A 15,601-nucleotide genomic window follows, 5' to 3' on the forward strand; every position below is an offset into this window, starting at 1 on the left:
TGCGCCTACGCGGGGACTGCGGACGGCACCGGGGGCAGACCCTGGCATCGCGGCGGTGTCAGGCGCGCCGGCGCTGCAGCACGTCGTCGAGGTTGATGCGTCCGGTGGCGGGATCGGAGCCGGACGATGCGTCCGTGGAGTCGGCGCTGGCCGCTGCGGTGTCGGCTGCCGCGGCGACCCGGGCAGCTGCTTCCGATGCCTTGATGGGCGTCCTGGTCGACGGCTTCGGCGCCTCGGGGAGGTCCAGGGGAGCCGGCGCCTGGCGTTCGGCCTTCGCCGCATCGACGTAGGTGGGACGGGGTACCTCGACCGGGGCCCACGCCGTCGCGCCGGTCGGCTGCGCCGCGTCGGTACCTTCTGAGGCCTCGGTACCTCCGGAGGTTTCACTACCTTCGGAGGCTTCGGCCGGCGCAGTCTGGTCGTGGAGATTCAGAACGGACGAGCCCGCGAGCGCCGCCGTCCGCCGTTCCATGGCGGTCAGGGGCCGTTCGGCGGCCTCTTCGGCGTCGAACAGGGCGGTGGGGCGCTTCGGTGCAGACGGAACCGGCGGAGCGACGCCGGTGCGTTCCGGGGCGGGTTCACGCACGGGTGCCATGGCATCGGCGAAGGCACGATTCACGCGCGCCTCCCGGCTGCGGACGGCGAGCAGCCTCAGGACCGCGACGGCCGCAGCGGCGAGGCCGACGCAGGCGAGAGGGACGAAGAAGCTGACGATGCCTACGGCCCCGAGGACGAGCGTCACGAGGGCGGCGCAGAGCGCGAGGAGTCCTACCAGCGCGACGGCGATGCGTCCCCACCGCGGCGTGAAGGGCCTGGGCGAGAGACCCGGCTGAGCAGCAGATGGCGACGGGGCAACCGTCGTGGAGGGCGGTTCCGGGGTATCCCCCGGTCTCGCGGCATCGTCCTGCGGCGCGGTTCTTGTCATCATGCTCCCTCCAGGACTACCCGTCCTGGTTTTCGGCGATCGGCGTCTTCTGCCGGCGGCTGCCGGCACGGTCTTTCGAAGGACGAACGGTGCTACCCACACCAGCCACAATCCGACGATTGCGGCGAGCACCAACGAGCTATCCAGGGAGAAGACCACACCTAGAACGGTAGGAGCAGTTGCCCCCCTGCTCCCGCATTGATCCCGGTGTGTCGGCTCGTAGTATGCCCCGAGGGGCATTCGAGCGGTCAGTCGGACCGCGGGTGCCGGCTCTCCAGCCACGGCGCCAGCAGACCGCGCGGGACTTCCTCGGCCGTCAGGGCGAAGCTCCTGTGGTCCGCCCACTGTCCGGCGATGTGGAGGTAGCGCGGGCGAAGCCCCTCGTCCCGGAAGGAGAGTTTCTCCACGACCCGGAGGCTCGCGCGGTTCTCGGGGCGGATGTTGATCTCCATCCGGTGCAGCCCGAGGTCCCCGAAGCAGTAGTCCGTGGCAAGGGCCACCGCGGTGGGAGCGATCCCGCGCCCGGCCCGATCGGAGTCCACCCAGTAGCCGAGCGTCGCCGTCATGGCGGATCCCCAGGTGATGCCGGAGACCGTCAGCTGGCCCACCAGCCGACCCTCCCGCGAACCGGGCTCCTGCTCCGTGATCAGGAACGGCAAGGCCGATCCTGCCCGCGCCTGCGCCGACAGGGAGCGCACCATCTGGTGGTAGGTGGGAAGGAACCCCTCGGGATCCGGATTGGAGGCCTCCCAGGGCGCGAGCCACTGGGCGTTGCGGTGACGCAACGCGGTCCAGGCCGCCTTGTCCCTGTGGCGGATGGGCCTCAGGGACAAGGCGCCTGTCCTCAGGGTCACGGGCCAGCTGCTCGCCGACCACATGGCGTGCTAGACCGAGATGTCTTTGCTGAAGTCCTTGATCCAGGCGCGGAGGTCAGGACCGAGGTCCTCGCGCTCCGACGCCAGTGTCACAACGGCCTTCAGGTAGCTCAGCTTGTCACCGGTGTCGTAGCGGCGGCCACGGAAGACGACGCCGTACACGCCGGACCCTTCGCCATCGGCAGCGGCAAGGGTCTGCAGCGCGTCCGTCAGCTGGATCTCGTCGCCGCGGCCCGGCTTCGTGGTCTCGAGGACCTCGAACACCCGGGGGTGGAGCACGTAGCGTCCGATCACGGCGAGGTTCGACGGGGCGTCCTCGACGGAGGGCTTCTCCACGAGCTGGTTGACACGGACGTGGTTCTCACCGTCGATCTGCGTGACGTCGGCGCAGCCGTAGGCGCTGATCTGTTCGGGGTCCACCTCGATGAGGGCGATCACGGAGCCGCCCGTCTTGGCCTGGACGTCGATCATGGTCTCGAGCAGGGCATCCCGCTCGTCGATCAGGTCGTCACCGAGCAGGACGGCGAACGGCTCGTCACCGACGTGCAGCTTGGCGCGGAGGACGGCGTGCCCCAGACCCTTCGGGTCGCCTTGGCGCAGGTAGTGGATGTCCCCGAGCTCGGACGGACGGCGCACCGCGGCGAGCTTGTCGTGGTCACCCTTGGCTTCGAGGGTCTGCTCGATGAAGGGGACGCGGTCGAAGTGGTCCTCGAGCGCGCGCTTGTTCCGCCCCGTGATCATCAGGACGTCGGACAGGCCCGCATCGACGGCCTCCTGGACGACGTACTGGATAGCCGGCTTGTCGACGACGGGCAGCATTTCCTTCGGCATCGCCTTGGTGGCGGGAAGGAAACGGGTCCCGAGGCCGGCCGCTGGGATAACGGCCTTCGTTACACGTGATTGCAAAGTCATGATGACCACACTACATAACGGCCGCGGGATTCCCCGGTCGTTGCCACAATGGTGACATGACACCTTCCACTCGTGATACGGAGAAGGCCCGCTTGCGCGCCTCGCTGCGCTCTGCCCGTGCAGCCCTGGACCCTACGGACCGGCAGGACCAGTCGCGGGCCCTGGCCGGCGTCGTGGTGGAGCACCTCCGCAGTCTCCCTTCCGCTCCGGGCGGCACCCCGCAACTGAGGCCGGCAGTCGCCGTCTATCTCGGCGTCGACCCGGAGCCGGATACGGCGCCGCTGCTCGAGCAACTGCACGGCCTCGGCTTCGGCCTCGTCGTTCCCGTCTGCGAACCGGAGTACCAGTTGTCCTGGGTCTCCTGGTTCCCCGGGGTTCCCCTGCAGCGGTCGGTGCGCGCGCCCGTCCAGGAACCGGTGGGCGAGCGTTTCTCCTTCGACGAGGTGCCCGACGTGGCCGTCATCCTCGTACCGGCGCTGGGCGTGGACGGATCGGGCCACCGCGTGGGCCAGGGCGGGGGCTACTACGACCGCTTCCTGGCACGCTATCCGCTCGACGCACCAGGAGCGGTCCCACGGCTGGGTGTGGTCTACCGGTCCGAGGTCCTCCCGGCAGGGACCGTCCCGTCCGAGCCCTACGACCAGCCCCTGGGCGGGGTCTTCACCCCTGACGGACTGCTCCGCTTCGGGACGGACGGCTCGTCGGTGTAGACTGGCACTCGACCCCGGAGAGTGCCAAGAGCAGTCGCCCGACAGAGCCATCCGGGGACCGTGAAGTTCGTCCAGGAGGATATCCATGCCCATGTACGCCTACGCCTGCAAGGACTGCGGCCACGCCTTCGACATCCAGCAGTCTTTCTCCGACGACTCCCTGACCGACTGCCCCGAGTGCGGCGGATCTCTGCGCAAGAAGTTCAACAGCGTCGGAGTCGTCTTCAAGGGCTCGGGCTTCTACCGCACGGACTCCCGCGACACGAAGTCCAGCACGGATGCCGGGTCGTCCTCGAGCACCAAGGCTCCGAGCACGACCGCGTCCTCCCCGTCCCCCGCCGCGGCGTCCCCGTCGGGCAAGGCCGCCGCATCGTCCTGAGACACCGTCGTCCTGCTTCCTGCGGGGGCTGAGCGCGCACGCGGGTTCCACGGGCGCGATGTCCACATAGCCCGACCACCGGAGTGGCCTGCTGGTCCTGCCGCCTAGGGTCGATCCATGACGCCGTCCAGCCGCATGTTACGGGCCCCGTTCCGGTACCGGCTCCGCCGGCTCGTCCATCGCCACAAGCGGCTCCTCGCCTGCCTGCTCCTGAGCGCGGCGGCCGGGGTCGCCGTCGAGGCGGCAGTAGGCGACGACTACCCGACGGCGTCGGTGGTCACCGCATCGCACGACCTCGCGGTCGGGGCGGTCCTGACGGAGGCCGACGTCGCCATCGTCCAACTACCCGAAGAGGCCCTCAGCAGGGACACCTTCAGCCTGCCCGAGCAGGTGCTGGGTCAGCAGCTGGCCGCTCCCCTGTCCCGGGGGTCACCCCTGGCGTCGACCGCCCTCGTAGGGGACGGACTGCTGACCGGCACCGCACCCGGCACCGTCGCGGTCCCCCTCCGGCCGGCCGATCCCGCCACCGTCCAGCTGCTCGCCCCGGGCCAGCTCGTCGACGTGATCCTGAGTACAGGCAACGGCTACGACGTCGCTGCGGACTCCACCGTGCTGGCCCGCTCCGTCGCCGTGCTCTGGACGTCCCCCGGAGGTACGGGCAGCACCTGGCCCGGCGCCGGGGACGCCGGCGGGCTGGTGGTCGTCGCCGCGCGCGCGGCGGAGGCCGAGGCCCTCGCCGCATCCTCCAGCTCGGGCGACGTCCACCTCGTCCTGACCACGGGACCCTGAAGGGCGCTCAGGGACGCCGATGGACGCCTACCGACGGGCGATCAGCCCCAGTGCGGCGGACGCTGCTCCTTGAGCCACTCGTCGTGGTTGCTCTCGGCGTCTCCCCAGGACCGGGGATCGTCCTCGCCCGCGGTCCTCGGGATGACGGGCGACGCATCGCCGGCCCCGGCGGGCCCGGCGGGCCCGCCGGCGGTCGTCCCGCCCTCGGGGTGCTGCTCGTCCTTCCGCATGCCCGCGGGCTCCTTTCGTGTCCGTGACGGGTCCGGGGTCTCGCGTGGCGGCAGCCCGATGAGGCCCGATGCACGCTCCGCGCAACCATCCGGGTCCGTGAAGACCTCGATGGTCCAGAGCGGCATGTACCGCCAGCCCATGCGCTCGAGGACCTGGGGGCGCAGGCGGCTGCGCTCCCGCACCGACATCGACCCGTAGCGGCTGGTGCCGTCCGATTCGATGGCCAGTGGAGCGGGGCGCTCGTCCTGTACTGCAGCGGCGCTCCCGTCCGCCCGGAGGTCCGCCGGCCGTACCGCGACGATGTCCAGGACGCCGGCATAGTGGTCCCACACCTCGGCGCCGCGGTGCCGCAGCCGGTCCACGAGGTCCGCCACCAGCGGATCCTCGTTCCCGCCGGACACGGCAGGGCTTCGCCCTGCGCCACTGCCGAGTTCCCGCTGGAGCAGCTCGAAGAAGTCCAGGGCCCCCGTGGTGAGCCGGTCCGGATCCAGGTCGGACGGTTCGAAGCACGTCAGCACATGCTGCAGGCGCCGGGCCCGCGTCATCGCCATGACGAAGTTGCGGCGGCCGTCCGGGCCGGACAGCGGACCGAACGTGTGCAGCGCCCGTCCGTGCGGAGTCCGGCCGTATCCGAGCGAGAAGATGATGTCGTCGCGGACGAGGCCGCCCGCGCGCTCGACGGGCACGACACGGAAAGCCTCCCTGCCCGAAGTGAAGAAGCCGGCGGCCCACGGGAATTCCGCCATCTGCATGCGGATCGCTTCCCCCACCCGCGCCGCGTGCCGGGCGCTGGCCGTCACGACGGCCAGGGAGAGGTTCGGGCGGCGGCGGATGTGCTCGAAGACGAGTTCGACGACCCGGTTCACCTCGACGGCGACGCTCTCCACGCCGTCGTGCTCGGAGCTCGGCATCCCGGTGCCGTTCGGGAGGTATTCGACCACCAGGCCGCGTCCCTCCCCCGTCACCTCGGAGGCCTGCGGAAGCCGGGAGAGCTTCCCGCCGTAGAACGATTCGCTGAGATAGGTGTCCAGGGCCCGGTCGACACCGCGGTAGATCTCGGTGAGTCCGCGGACGGGCAGGACCTCGCGCAGGGAGTCGAAGGCACTGGGCAGGGGTTCGAGTGTGGACGCGCGGTCGGCGGACTGCACCTCGATGCTGAAGCGGGTGGGGCCGGCGAGGCGATCGTCACCGAACACCAGGACCTGGGAGGCCCGCGCCACGCAGGGCACCGCACTCTGCAGCGACATCGACTCCCCATCGAGGATCACGGCGGTGTCGAAGGTGTACCCCTCCGGCACGGCGCCCCGAATGGTGAGCGGGCTGACCGCCCAGACGGGCAGCAGCGCAGCCACGAGGTCCGGGTGCAGGGCCGCGAAGACCTCGAGGGTGAGCGTGCCGTCCTTGAGTTCCTGCCGCAGGCGTGCGGCATCCTCCGGGTGGGCCTCCACCGCGGCGCGCCAGCGCTCTGCCAGCGTCCACCGGATGCGGGCCGGCCCCGACGCGACGTGGGCGTTGTCTGCGAGGCGGTACTCGGCCTCCAGCCTGCGGAGGCTGTCGCCGTCCGACATGGCGAGATAGTCGTCACCGCTGATCATCGCCTCGAGGGCGGACTGCCACCAGGCCAGTTCGAGTTCGGGCCCCACGCGCTCGGCGGGGACCTCCCGCGCGGCGAGGTCGGCGAGCAGTTCGCCGAGCCCTTGCTCGCGCATCTCGTCGAGCAGCAGCGTACGCTCCGGCAGCGTCTCCAGGGTGTCCTTGTCCAGCGCGAGGTCACGCAGAAGGGCTTCGAGGCCGTCCAGGTCGAGCGCGGCGAGGTCAGGGCCGCCCGCGGTGGGCCGCAGGATCGCGGTCAGCTCCGCGAGGAGGACCTCCACGGAACGGTAGGACGCATGGATCTCCGCCAGGCCGGTCGGAACCGACGGGTGCCGTTCGGTGAGGGCGTAGCGGGTCCACAGCGTGCGCTGCTGCTGCACCTCGAGCAGGGAGGTGTGCAGGTCCGAGATGTGCACACCCGGGCGGATGTACTCCTTGGCCACGCGCCGCAGCCTCGACCTCGTCATCGAGCTCATCTCGATATCGCGTTCCTTGCGCCACGACGATGGCGCCGTGGCCGAGATCAGATCGGTGACGGGACGGTCGAAGATATCCGATGTGAACTTGTCGAGGCTCTCCCGTACCGCGACCAGGAGTTCGAGCTGCTCGCCCCACTCCTTGAAGGTTCCGCCGAGTGTGATGTGCGAATGCTCGGCGACGCGCTGCACCTTGGCCCGGAGCTCGGGGATCTCGGTGGACAGCTGCTCCGCGAGGCCGTGCGCGTGCTCGGTCTCCTTGCGGTTGAGCAGTTGCGCCCCGTACCAGGGGCTCTCGGTCGAGGCCTTGCTGAAGCTGCCCAGCTCGGCGGCCCGCTGGAGCCGCTCGGTCAGGTCCCTGCGGTCGGCGATGGAATCGAGCACGCTGCGCTTGAGCCGCACCGTGGTGGACGGCGAGGGGTCGAGCGCGGTGAGTCCGGCGAGGGACTGCATGGCCTGGTAGGGCGAGCATCCCCAGCGGCTGCGGACGTTGTGGAGGCTCCGGACGTGCTCCATCAGCTGGTGGCGGTGCCCGGTCAGCGTGGCATGCAGCGTTTCGAGCTGCGGCTCGGCGGCCTTCTCGTTGCGGACGAGGGCACGGATCACGGCCTCGCGCAGCTGTACAGGACCTGTCTGGCTGCCGACCTGGAGCACGAGTGACCCGAGGTTCAGGCCGTCGAGGTCCTGCACGAATTCGTTGAGGCTGCCACGGCGCTCCGCCGCGACGACGACGCGCCTGCCGGCTGCCGCCGACCGGGCGGCCACGTTCAGGGCGGTCTGGGTCTGCCCTGTGCCCGGAGGTGTGGCGACGGCGACGCTGACGCCGGCGGAGGCGAGGTCGAGCACTTCCTGCTGCGCCCGGTCCGCATCGAGGATCAGGAGTTCCTCGGCGGGATCCCGCTCGTCTGCGGGCGGGAAGGACAGCTCCTCCGCGCTCCCCGACAGGGCCGAGGCGGCTTCGGCGTCGCCCCTGGCGGAGGCCATGAGGGCGGCGAGGACCGGGTGGTCGGGGCGCAGGGCCGGATCCCCCTTGACGCCGGCAAGGTCGGCGAAGGTCGATACCAGGATCCGGTGTTCGACGGACATCCCGCGGACGTCGGCGCTCAGCGTCCGCATGCGCTCCAGGACCGGGTGCGGGTCGAAGCGTGCGGTGCCGTAGGCGAGCCGGGCGATGGCGGGAGGATCCACCTGGAGGCCCTGGTGGTGGCGCAGGTGGCGCACGAGGGCCGGGTTCATCCGGGCCTGCTCGGTGATCTGCAGCTCGTAGTCGTCCTGCGACGGGTGCACCGTCAGGGAGACCGCAGTGAGGAGGATCGGTGCGTTCAGGGTCTCGGAGCGTCCGGAGTCGTCCACGGACCGCCACGACGCCGTGCCGGCCGCGAGGTATCCGACGTCGATGCCGCGCTCGGTGCCGAGTTCGAAGATCTTCGCGCGCAGGGCACGGGCAGCGGCTTTCGCGGCGCTGTACTGGACCGGATCGCGCAGGAGCGTCGACAGGCGCGTACGGCGTCCGGCGAGGAGCTGCGCGAGTCCCGAGGGGTGCGCATGAGTCAGGTCGATGCTCGTCCCGGCCGAGGGGCGGAAATGCAGCAGCGTATCCCCCGTCGCCTGAGGTCCGAGGCCCTCGAGCCACGGCAGGAGGAAGTCCTGGGCGGCACCGTCGGACGGTGCCGGGCGCTGCTCCGACCGGGCGCCCCGGTCCGCGTGCGGCTGATCCGCCGGCGTCCCTCCCGCATCCCGCTGGTCCTGCTCCGGCACGACCGCCTTCTTTCCTGCATTGTCACGTGCTGATCTCGACCAGATGGGCATGTCTTCCAAGCTATCCGAAAAGCGGACGGACCCCGCGGATAGCAACGCGGCCCGTGCGGACCGGAGTGGGTTCGATCCCGCTCCGGAGTCCGCCTACTCCCATTCGATGGTTCCCGGCGGCTTGCTCGTCACGTCGAGCACCACGCGGTTGACGCCGTCCACCTCGTTGGTGATCCGGTTGGAGATCCTGGCCAGGAGGTCGTACGGCAGGCGCGACCAGTCGGCCGTCATGGCGTCCTCGCTCGATACCGGACGCAGGACGATCGGGTGGCCGTACGTGCGTCCGTCACCCTGGACACCGACGCTGCGCACGTCGGCGAGCAGGACGACCGGCATCTGCCACACCTCGTTGTCGAGCCCTGCCGCCGTGAGCTCGGCGCGGGCGATCGCGTCGGCCTTGCGCAGGAGCTCGAGGCGCTCCTCGGTCACGTCTCCGACGATGCGGATGCCGAGCCCCGGGCCGGGGAACGGCTGGCGTCCCACGATCTCCGCGGGCAGGCCGAGCTGGGCCCCGACGGCACGCACCTCGTCCTTGAAGAGGGTCCGGAGCGGTTCCACGAGCTCGAACTGCAGGTCCTCGGGCAGGCCTCCCACGTTGTGGTGGCTCTTGATGTTGGCGGCGCCTTCGCCTCCGCCCGATTCGACGACGTCGGGGTAGAGGGTGCCCTGCACCAGGAAGCGGATGGGCTCGCCCTCGGCTTCCGCCTCGCGCATGATGGCGCGCTCGGCTTCCTCGAACGCCCGGATGAACTCGCGCCCGATGATCTTGCGCTTGGTCTCCGGGTCCGAGACGCCCGCGAGTGCGTCGAGGAACCGCTTCTGCTCGTTGGCGACGTAGAGCTTCACGCCGGTTGCTGCGACGAAGTCGCGTTCCACCTGCTCGGCCTCACCTTCGCGGAGGAGTCCGTGGTCCACGAAGACGCAAGTGAGCTGGTCGCCGACCGCACGCTGCACGAGCGCGGCGGCGACGGCGGAGTCCACGCCTCCGGACAGTCCGCAGATCACGCGGGAGTCGCCGATCTGCTCGCGGATGCGCTCCACCTGTTCCTCGAGAATGTTGCGCGTGGTCCAGTTGGGGTCGAGCCGGGCACCGCGGAAGAGGAAGTTCTCTATCACGGCCTGGCCGTGCTGCGAATGCTTGACCTCCGGGTGCCACTGCACGCCGTAGAGGCCCTTCTCCTCGTTCGCGAACGCGGCCACCGGGGCGCCTGCGGTGCTGGCGAGGACGTCGAAGCCCTCCGGGGCGGACTGGACGCTGTCGCCGTGGCTCATCCAGGCGTTCTGGTGTTCGGGGGTGCCGCTGAGGATGGACCGGGCCTCACCGTCGGACTGGACGTCCGTGGAGCCGTATTCCCGCAGGCCCGTCTTCGCGACGGTGCCCCCGAGGGCGTTGGCCATGGCCTGGAAGCCGTAGCAGATCCCGAGGACGGGCACGCCGGCGTCGAACAGGTCGGCGTCCACCCGGGGCGCACCTTCCGCGTACACGCTGGAAGGACCACCCGAGAGGATGATGGCCGCGGGGTTCTTCGCGAGGATCTGCTGCGTGCTGAGCGTGTGCGGCACGATCTCGGAATACACGTCGGCCTCGCGGACGCGGCGTGCGATCAGCTGGGCGTACTGTGCGCCGTAGTCCACGACGAGGACAGGGCGGTGTTCAGAGCCGTTCTCGGGGGTAGTCACCCATCAACAATAGTCCGCGGGAACCGGCGCCGCACATCGATGAAGAGGCGGCGGGGCAGGTGCGGCTGCCCGGCCGTCAGTAACGGGGCGCGGCCTCGGGGTGCGCCGCGAGGTCGTCCTCGGCCTGGCGGTGGATCCGCTTCTCGACGATGAACGACAGCAGGGGCACCACGCCGCCGAGCGCGATGAGCACGAAGCGGCTGAACGGCCAGCGCATAAACTGCCAGAGACGGAAATCCGCGACGAGGTAGACCACGTACAGCCACCCGTGCACGATCAGCACCGCCGTCGACAGGTTGAGGCCGCCGGCGGTCTCCGCGACCACCGTGGGCAGGAACTGGAGGGGGGCGCCGCCACCCGCGACGATCTCCGAGTCGAAGCCGTACTTCGCGACCATCTCGACGACGACGAGGAGCAGCATGATGCCCGTGGCGTACGCGAGCACCTTGTAGAACGTCAGTGCCGACCGGATCTGCGCGTGGGTGCCGCCGAACCGACGCTTCGGCTTCCCCTTCGACGGCGTGCGGTCGGTTCCGGCAGGGTCAAGGGCTGGCTCAGTCACGGTGGGCACCGCTTTCATGATCGGATACGGGAGGGGAGAGAACGACGGCGGGCTCGACGGCGCCGGGCTGGGCGGAACGAGCTTCCTCGGCCGCGTCGGCCTCGTCCTCGAGCGTGCGGCGGTAGTCGTCGGCGACGAGGCGCCACCAGAGGAAGAATGCGAAGCCGGCGAAGACCACCCACTCCACGGCGTAGAAGATGTTCAGCCAGTTGACGGGCGTCTCCTGCGGCTGGGGGCCGACGACGACCGGCTCCAGTCCGGCCGCGAACGGGACCTCCACGCCCTCGACCGCCACGTCGGACGCCACGACGAAGGCCGCGTACGAGGACCGGTCCCACAGGTTGGACAGCTCTGCCGTCGACAGGGTGGGGACCTGCCCTTCCACGGGACGCTGCACCTCAGGAGCCTCGGGCGGCAGCAGGCGTCCGACGACGGTGGCTGCACCCTGCTGCTGCGGCACGGACACGGTGTCCCCGGCATCGGGCACCCAGCCGAGGACCACGGGGATGACGGATGCTTCCTCCGTGCCCGCCGGGACTCCGGCCCCGTCGACCTCGAAGGCCTGGAGGACCCAGAGGCCCTCCTCGTTCCCGAGGAGCCGGTCCTGCACCAGGACGCGGGTATCGGCCAAGAAGGCGCCCTCGAACGAGACCATCTGGTCGGCGTTCGCAGCGGACAGCGGCGTCCCGGGCTGGAGGACACCGGCCAGGGGGCGGACGTTCTCCGTGGTGCTAGGGGCGGGCGGCGGCGCCTCCCTCGAGGAGTTGAACTGCCACTGGCTGAGGAGCACGAAGACCGCGGCGATCGTCATCGCGAGGATCAGCGTGAGGATCCATCGAGGCTTGAGGGCGGTCTTCAACACCCCTTAAAGGTACTTCGTGCCGTTGTAGAACAACGAATGCCGCCGGCGCCGGACGTGGAGTCCAGGGGCCGTCCGGGCCGGGATCTCCGGGGCGCCCCGGACCGCTCGGGACCTAGTGGTCGAAGAACACCAGCGACGAGTTGATCAGCTCGGCGATCACCTCGGCGTCGTGCGCGCGGCGCAGGGACTCGCGGAAGTTCTCCTTGAAGAGGCTCCGCGCGATCGTGGCGAGGACCTCGAGGTGCTCGGAGAAGGACTGGGCCGGCGTCGCCATGAGGAGCACGAGCGTTGCCGGGCCGTCCACCGCGCCGAAGTCCAGGCTGTGCCCGAACCGGGTGACGCCCACGGCGATCGAGGTCTGGTTGACGAATTCGCTGCGGGCGTGCGGGAGCCCGACCCCACCCGGGAGCCCTGTGGCCATCTGGTGCTCACGCGAGTTGACCTGGTCGAGGAACGCCTGGAGGTCGGAGATGCGTCCTGCCTCGTGCATCCGCCCGGCGAGCTGCGCCGCGGCGTCCTCCTTCGAGGCAGCCTCCATCTCCAGGATCACGAGGTCGGGGGTGGTGAGTACGGCGTCGTGCAGCTCAAGGGACAGGTCGCTCACTGGATGCCTTTCGAAGTTCCCGCCAGCATCGGAGGTCCGGGAACCGGCCGCCGCGCACCGGGTGCGGCTGCCGATCGCGGCCTTCCCCGACCCTTCTAGCTTAGCGGGACGATGTCGTGCACACCCATGCGGGCACTGTCGGCGGAGATGTCGTCGGGCTGTTCCTGGCTGAGCCGCTCTGCAGCCACGCGGGCCTGGTAGTGCTTCACCTCGCGGTCCACCTGCTGGTCGCTCCAGCCGAGGAACGGCGCCATCAGGTCGGCCACCACCGGCGCGGCGGAGACCCCCCGGTCCCAGGACTCGATGGAGGTCCGCGTGCGGCGCGTGAGGATGTCGTCCACGTGCCGGGCGCCCTCGTGCGTCACGGCGAACACGACTTCGGCGCGCAGGTAGTCGTCCGCTCCCGGCAGCGGCTGCCCCAGTCCGGGATCCTGCCGGATGAGGTCCAGCACGTCGGTGGCCTGGGTGCCGAACCGCTGCAGGAGGTGCTCGACGCGCGCGACGTGCACTCCGGCGTCGTCGGCGAGCCGGGCCCGCATGTTCCACGCGGCCCGGTATCCCTCCGCACCCAGCAGCGGCACGGTCTCCGTGCAGCTCTCGGGCACCTTCTCGTCGAGCGCGCGGGTGGCTTCGTCGACGGCGTCCTTGGCCATGACACGGTAGGTGGTCCACTTGCCGCCGGCGACGACCACCAGCCCGGGGACGGGGTGGGCGACGACGTGCTCGCGGGACAGCTTGGCCGTCGAGTCGTTCTCGCCGGCGAGCAGCGGGCGCAGACCCGCATACACGCCCTCGACGTCCTCACGCGTCAGGGGGCGTTTCAGCACCCGGTTCACGTGTTCCAGCACGTAGTCGATGTCCTTCGAGGACGCTGCGGGGTGGGCCTTGTCGAGGTTCCAGTCCGTGTCGGTGGTGCCGATGATCCAGTGGCGGCCCCACGGGATGACGAACAGCACGGACTTCTCGGTGCGGAGGATCAACCCCACTGTGGACTGGAAGCGGTCGCGCGGCACCACGAGGTGGATGCCCTTGGAGGCCCGCACCTTGAGCTGCCCGCGGTCGGTCACCATGGCCTGGGTCTCGTCGGTCCAGACACCCGTGGCGTTGACGACCTGCTTGGCGCGGATGGCGAACTCGTCGCCGCTCTCCTGGTCCCGGACCCGCGCGCCGACGACGCGCTCGCCCTCGCGGAGGAAGTCCACCACGCTGACGCGGTTCGCCGCCCGCGCACCGTAGTGCTGGGCGGTGCGGACCATGTTGACCACGTACCGCGCGTCGTCGACCTGCGCGTCGTAGTAGCGGATGGAGCCGACCATCGCGTCGTCCTTGAGGCTCGGCGCCGCGCGCAGCGTGGCCTTCCGGCTCAGGTGCTTGTGGAACGGGACCCCGCGCGAGTTGCCGCCGCTCATGCTCATGGCGTCGTACAGGGCGATCCCCGCGCCGACGTAGGGACGCTCCACGAACCGTCTGGTCAGCGGGTACAGGAACGGCACCGGCTTCACGAGGTGGGGCGCGATGCGCTGGATCAGCAGCCCGCGTTCCTTGAGCGCTTCCTGGACCAGGGCGAAATCCAGCATCTCCAGGTAGCGCAGGCCGCCGTGGATCAGCTTGGACGACCGCGACGATGTCCCGGACGCCCAGTCACGGGCCTCGACGATGCCGGTGGAGAGGCCGCGCGTGACGGCGTCGAGCGCCGCTCCGACGCCCACCACGCCTCCCCCGACGATCAGCAGGTCGAGTTCCTGCCCTGGCTCGGAGGTCGCCCTCAGCGCCCGGAGCGCGTCGTCACGGTTCTGCGGACTGAGTGCGCCGGATGCCATGGCCAGACCCTTCATTGGGAGGTTGAGCGCCCCTGGGGAGCTAGGCCAACTCTAATCCCATCAGTCGTTGGAGATATAGGGCGAGAGCACCACTTCTACCCGCTGGAACTCCTTGAGGTCCGAGTAGCCGGTGGTGGCCATGGCCCGGCGCAACGCTCCGATCAGGTTCGACGTCCCGTCCGTGTGGTGGGACGGCCCCCACAGCACTTCCTGGAGTGGGCCGACGGTCCCGATGTTGACCCTGTCGCCGCGCGGGAGCTCGTGGTGGTGCGCTTCCTGGCCCCAGTGCCAGCCCTTGCCCGGAGCCTCCTCCGCGCGGGCGAGCGCGGAACCGAGCATGACGGCGTCAGCACCCATGGCGATGGCCTTCACGATGTCGCCGCTCGCACCCATCCCGCCATCGGCGATGACGTGCACGTACCGGCCGCCGGACTCGTCCATGTAGTCGCGGCGGGCACCGGCGACGTCGGCGATGGCCGAGGCGAGCGGCGAGTGGATGCCGAGGGCCCTGCGCGTCGTCGTCGTCGCTCCTCCGCCGAAGCCCACGAGCACACCGGCGGCACCCGTGCGCATGAGGTGGAGCGCAGGCGTGTAGCCGGCGGCGCCGCCGACGATGACCGGGACGTCGAGCTCATAGATGAACTTCTTGAGGTCGAGCGGCTGCTCGTTCTTGGACACGTGCTCGGCGGACACGGTGGTGCCGCGGATGACGAAGATGTCGACGCCGGCCGCGAGGACCGTCTTGTAGAACTGCTGCGTCCGCTGCGGCGTGAGCGAACCCGCGACCGTCACACCGGCCTCACGGATCTCGGCCAGGCGGCTGGTGATGAGCTCGGCCTGGATGGGCGCGTCGTACAGCTCCTGCATGCGCCGGGTGGCGGCGGGGCTGAAGTTCTCGGTGCTGAGCCCGGCGATCTCGTCGAGGACCGGCTGGGGGTCCTCATAGCGGGTCCATAGCCCTTCGAGATTGAGGACGCCGAGGCCTCCGAGGCGGCCCATCGCGATGGCCGTGGCCGGCGACATGGCCGAGTCCATCGGCGCCGCGACCACGGGCATCTCGAACTGGTAGGCGTCGATCTGCCAGTTCACGGAGACGTCGAGCGGATCACGGGTCCGCCGGGAGGGCACCACCGCCACGTCGTCCAGCGAATATGCCCTGCGTCCGCGCTTGCCTCGGCCAATCTCGATCTCGTAAGTCACTGCTCTAGGTTAGCTGAGCGTTCCCGCGGTATCGCCGCCGGGCCACGACAGGGCCCGCCGACACCCCGTGTCGACACACCATCGGGCAGTGACACCCCTCGTGATGAGAGCAACCTTCCGAACGAATCCATTCCGGCTCTCGCCCGTGATGTTCCCGTATCGAGGCTCACCTGA

At 70.1% G+C, this 15,601-nt stretch carries 13 protein-coding genes; 3 read left to right on the forward strand and 10 right to left on the reverse strand.

Features of this window, described 5'->3' with window-relative positions:
• Positions 1-58 precede the first annotated feature (58 nt).
• The 3 genes from ACX80J_RS00730 to galU all read right to left on the reverse strand — a co-directional run bounded on the left by ACX80J_RS00730 (position 59) and on the right by galU (position 2,712).
• Positions 59-928 (reverse strand): hypothetical protein, encoded by an 870-nt coding sequence (locus tag ACX80J_RS00730; protein WP_459346492.1) that lies wholly within the window; start codon positions 926-928, stop codon positions 59-61.
• A gap of 245 nt (positions 929-1,173) precedes the next feature.
• Positions 1,174-1,803, reverse strand: coding sequence for a GNAT family N-acetyltransferase (locus ACX80J_RS00735; protein WP_459346493.1), 630 nt, complete (start codon positions 1,801-1,803; stop codon positions 1,174-1,176).
• 6 nt (positions 1,804-1,809) lie between these two features.
• Positions 1,810-2,712: a UTP--glucose-1-phosphate uridylyltransferase GalU gene (galU, locus tag ACX80J_RS00740; RefSeq protein WP_459343717.1), complete on the reverse strand. Its 903-nt coding sequence runs from the start codon at positions 2,710-2,712 to the stop codon at positions 1,810-1,812.
• Positions 2,713-2,768: 56 nt separating this feature from the next.
• On the opposite strand from galU, the gene ACX80J_RS00745 reads away from it, so the two are divergent.
• The 3 genes from ACX80J_RS00745 to ACX80J_RS00755 all read left to right on the forward strand — a co-directional run bounded on the left by ACX80J_RS00745 (position 2,769) and on the right by ACX80J_RS00755 (position 4,590).
• The gene (locus ACX80J_RS00745; protein WP_459346494.1) at positions 2,769-3,422 is read left to right on the forward strand and encodes a 5-formyltetrahydrofolate cyclo-ligase; all 654 of its coding nucleotides are present in this window, start codon (positions 2,769-2,771) and stop codon (positions 3,420-3,422) included.
• Between the two features lie 85 nt (positions 3,423-3,507).
• The gene (locus ACX80J_RS00750) at positions 3,508-3,801 is read left to right on the forward strand and encodes an FmdB family zinc ribbon protein (protein WP_459343719.1); all 294 of its coding nucleotides are present in this window, start codon (positions 3,508-3,510) and stop codon (positions 3,799-3,801) included.
• A gap of 117 nt (positions 3,802-3,918) precedes the next feature.
• Positions 3,919-4,590: an RcpC/CpaB family pilus assembly protein gene (locus ACX80J_RS00755; RefSeq protein WP_459343720.1), complete on the forward strand. Its 672-nt coding sequence runs from the start codon at positions 3,919-3,921 to the stop codon at positions 4,588-4,590.
• Positions 4,591-4,631: 41 nt separating this feature from the next.
• Here ACX80J_RS00755 and ACX80J_RS00760 read toward each other — a convergent pair whose 3' ends face one another.
• From ACX80J_RS00760 to ACX80J_RS00790, 7 genes are all read right to left on the reverse strand, one after another.
• Positions 4,632-8,699 (reverse strand): DUF4011 domain-containing protein, encoded by a 4,068-nt coding sequence (locus ACX80J_RS00760; protein ID WP_459346495.1) that lies wholly within the window; start codon positions 8,697-8,699, stop codon positions 4,632-4,634.
• Positions 8,700-8,792: 93 nt separating this feature from the next.
• A complete protein-coding gene (gene guaA, locus ACX80J_RS00765) occupies positions 8,793-10,379 on the reverse strand; it encodes a glutamine-hydrolyzing GMP synthase (RefSeq protein ID WP_459346496.1) in 1,587 nt (528 codons plus the stop codon).
• Between the two features lie 76 nt (positions 10,380-10,455).
• The gene (locus tag ACX80J_RS00770) at positions 10,456-10,959 is read right to left on the reverse strand and encodes a DUF3817 domain-containing protein (protein WP_459343723.1); all 504 of its coding nucleotides are present in this window, start codon (positions 10,957-10,959) and stop codon (positions 10,456-10,458) included.
• Positions 10,934-11,803 (reverse strand): SURF1 family protein, encoded by an 870-nt coding sequence (locus ACX80J_RS00775; protein ID WP_459346497.1) that lies wholly within the window; start codon positions 11,801-11,803, stop codon positions 10,934-10,936. Before ACX80J_RS00775 ends, ACX80J_RS00770 begins: the two co-directional genes overlap by 26 nt.
• Positions 11,804-11,915: 112 nt before the next feature.
• Positions 11,916-12,407: a PTS sugar transporter subunit IIA gene (locus ACX80J_RS00780; protein ID WP_459343725.1), complete on the reverse strand. Its 492-nt coding sequence runs from the start codon at positions 12,405-12,407 to the stop codon at positions 11,916-11,918.
• 95 nt (positions 12,408-12,502) lie between these two features.
• Positions 12,503-14,227, reverse strand: coding sequence for a glycerol-3-phosphate dehydrogenase/oxidase (locus tag ACX80J_RS00785; protein WP_459346498.1), 1,725 nt, complete (start codon positions 14,225-14,227; stop codon positions 12,503-12,505).
• 60 nt (positions 14,228-14,287) lie between these two features.
• The gene (locus ACX80J_RS00790; protein WP_459311433.1) at positions 14,288-15,427 is read right to left on the reverse strand and encodes a GuaB3 family IMP dehydrogenase-related protein; all 1,140 of its coding nucleotides are present in this window, start codon (positions 15,425-15,427) and stop codon (positions 14,288-14,290) included.
• Between the last annotated feature and the right edge of the window lie 174 nt (positions 15,428-15,601).

This window comes from Arthrobacter rhamnosi, assembly GCF_054510975.1.

Bases quoted from the DNA above. Each gene is read 5' to 3' on its own strand.
- ACX80J_RS00785 (WP_459346498.1), bottom strand. From the start codon at position 14,227: ATGGCATCCGGCGCACTCAGTCCGCAGAACCGTGACGACGCGCTCCGG.
- ACX80J_RS00750 (WP_459343719.1), top strand. From the start codon at position 3,508: ATGCCCATGTACGCCTACGCCTGCAAGGACTGCGGCCACGCCTTCGAC.
- ACX80J_RS00735 (WP_459346493.1), bottom strand. From the start codon at position 1,803: ATGTGGTCGGCGAGCAGCTGGCCCGTGACCCTGAGGACAGGCGCCTTG.
- ACX80J_RS00760 (WP_459346495.1), bottom strand. From the start codon at position 8,699: ATGCCCATCTGGTCGAGATCAGCACGTGACAATGCAGGAAAGAAGGCG.
- ACX80J_RS00755 (WP_459343720.1), top strand. From the start codon at position 3,919: ATGACGCCGTCCAGCCGCATGTTACGGGCCCCGTTCCGGTACCGGCTC.
- ACX80J_RS00745 (WP_459346494.1), top strand. From the start codon at position 2,769: ATGACACCTTCCACTCGTGATACGGAGAAGGCCCGCTTGCGCGCCTCG.
- ACX80J_RS00770 (WP_459343723.1), bottom strand. From the start codon at position 10,959: ATGAAAGCGGTGCCCACCGTGACTGAGCCAGCCCTTGACCCTGCCGGA.
- ACX80J_RS00730 (WP_459346492.1), bottom strand. From the start codon at position 928: ATGATGACAAGAACCGCGCCGCAGGACGATGCCGCGAGACCGGGGGAT.
- galU (WP_459343717.1), bottom strand. From the start codon at position 2,712: ATGACTTTGCAATCACGTGTAACGAAGGCCGTTATCCCAGCGGCCGGC.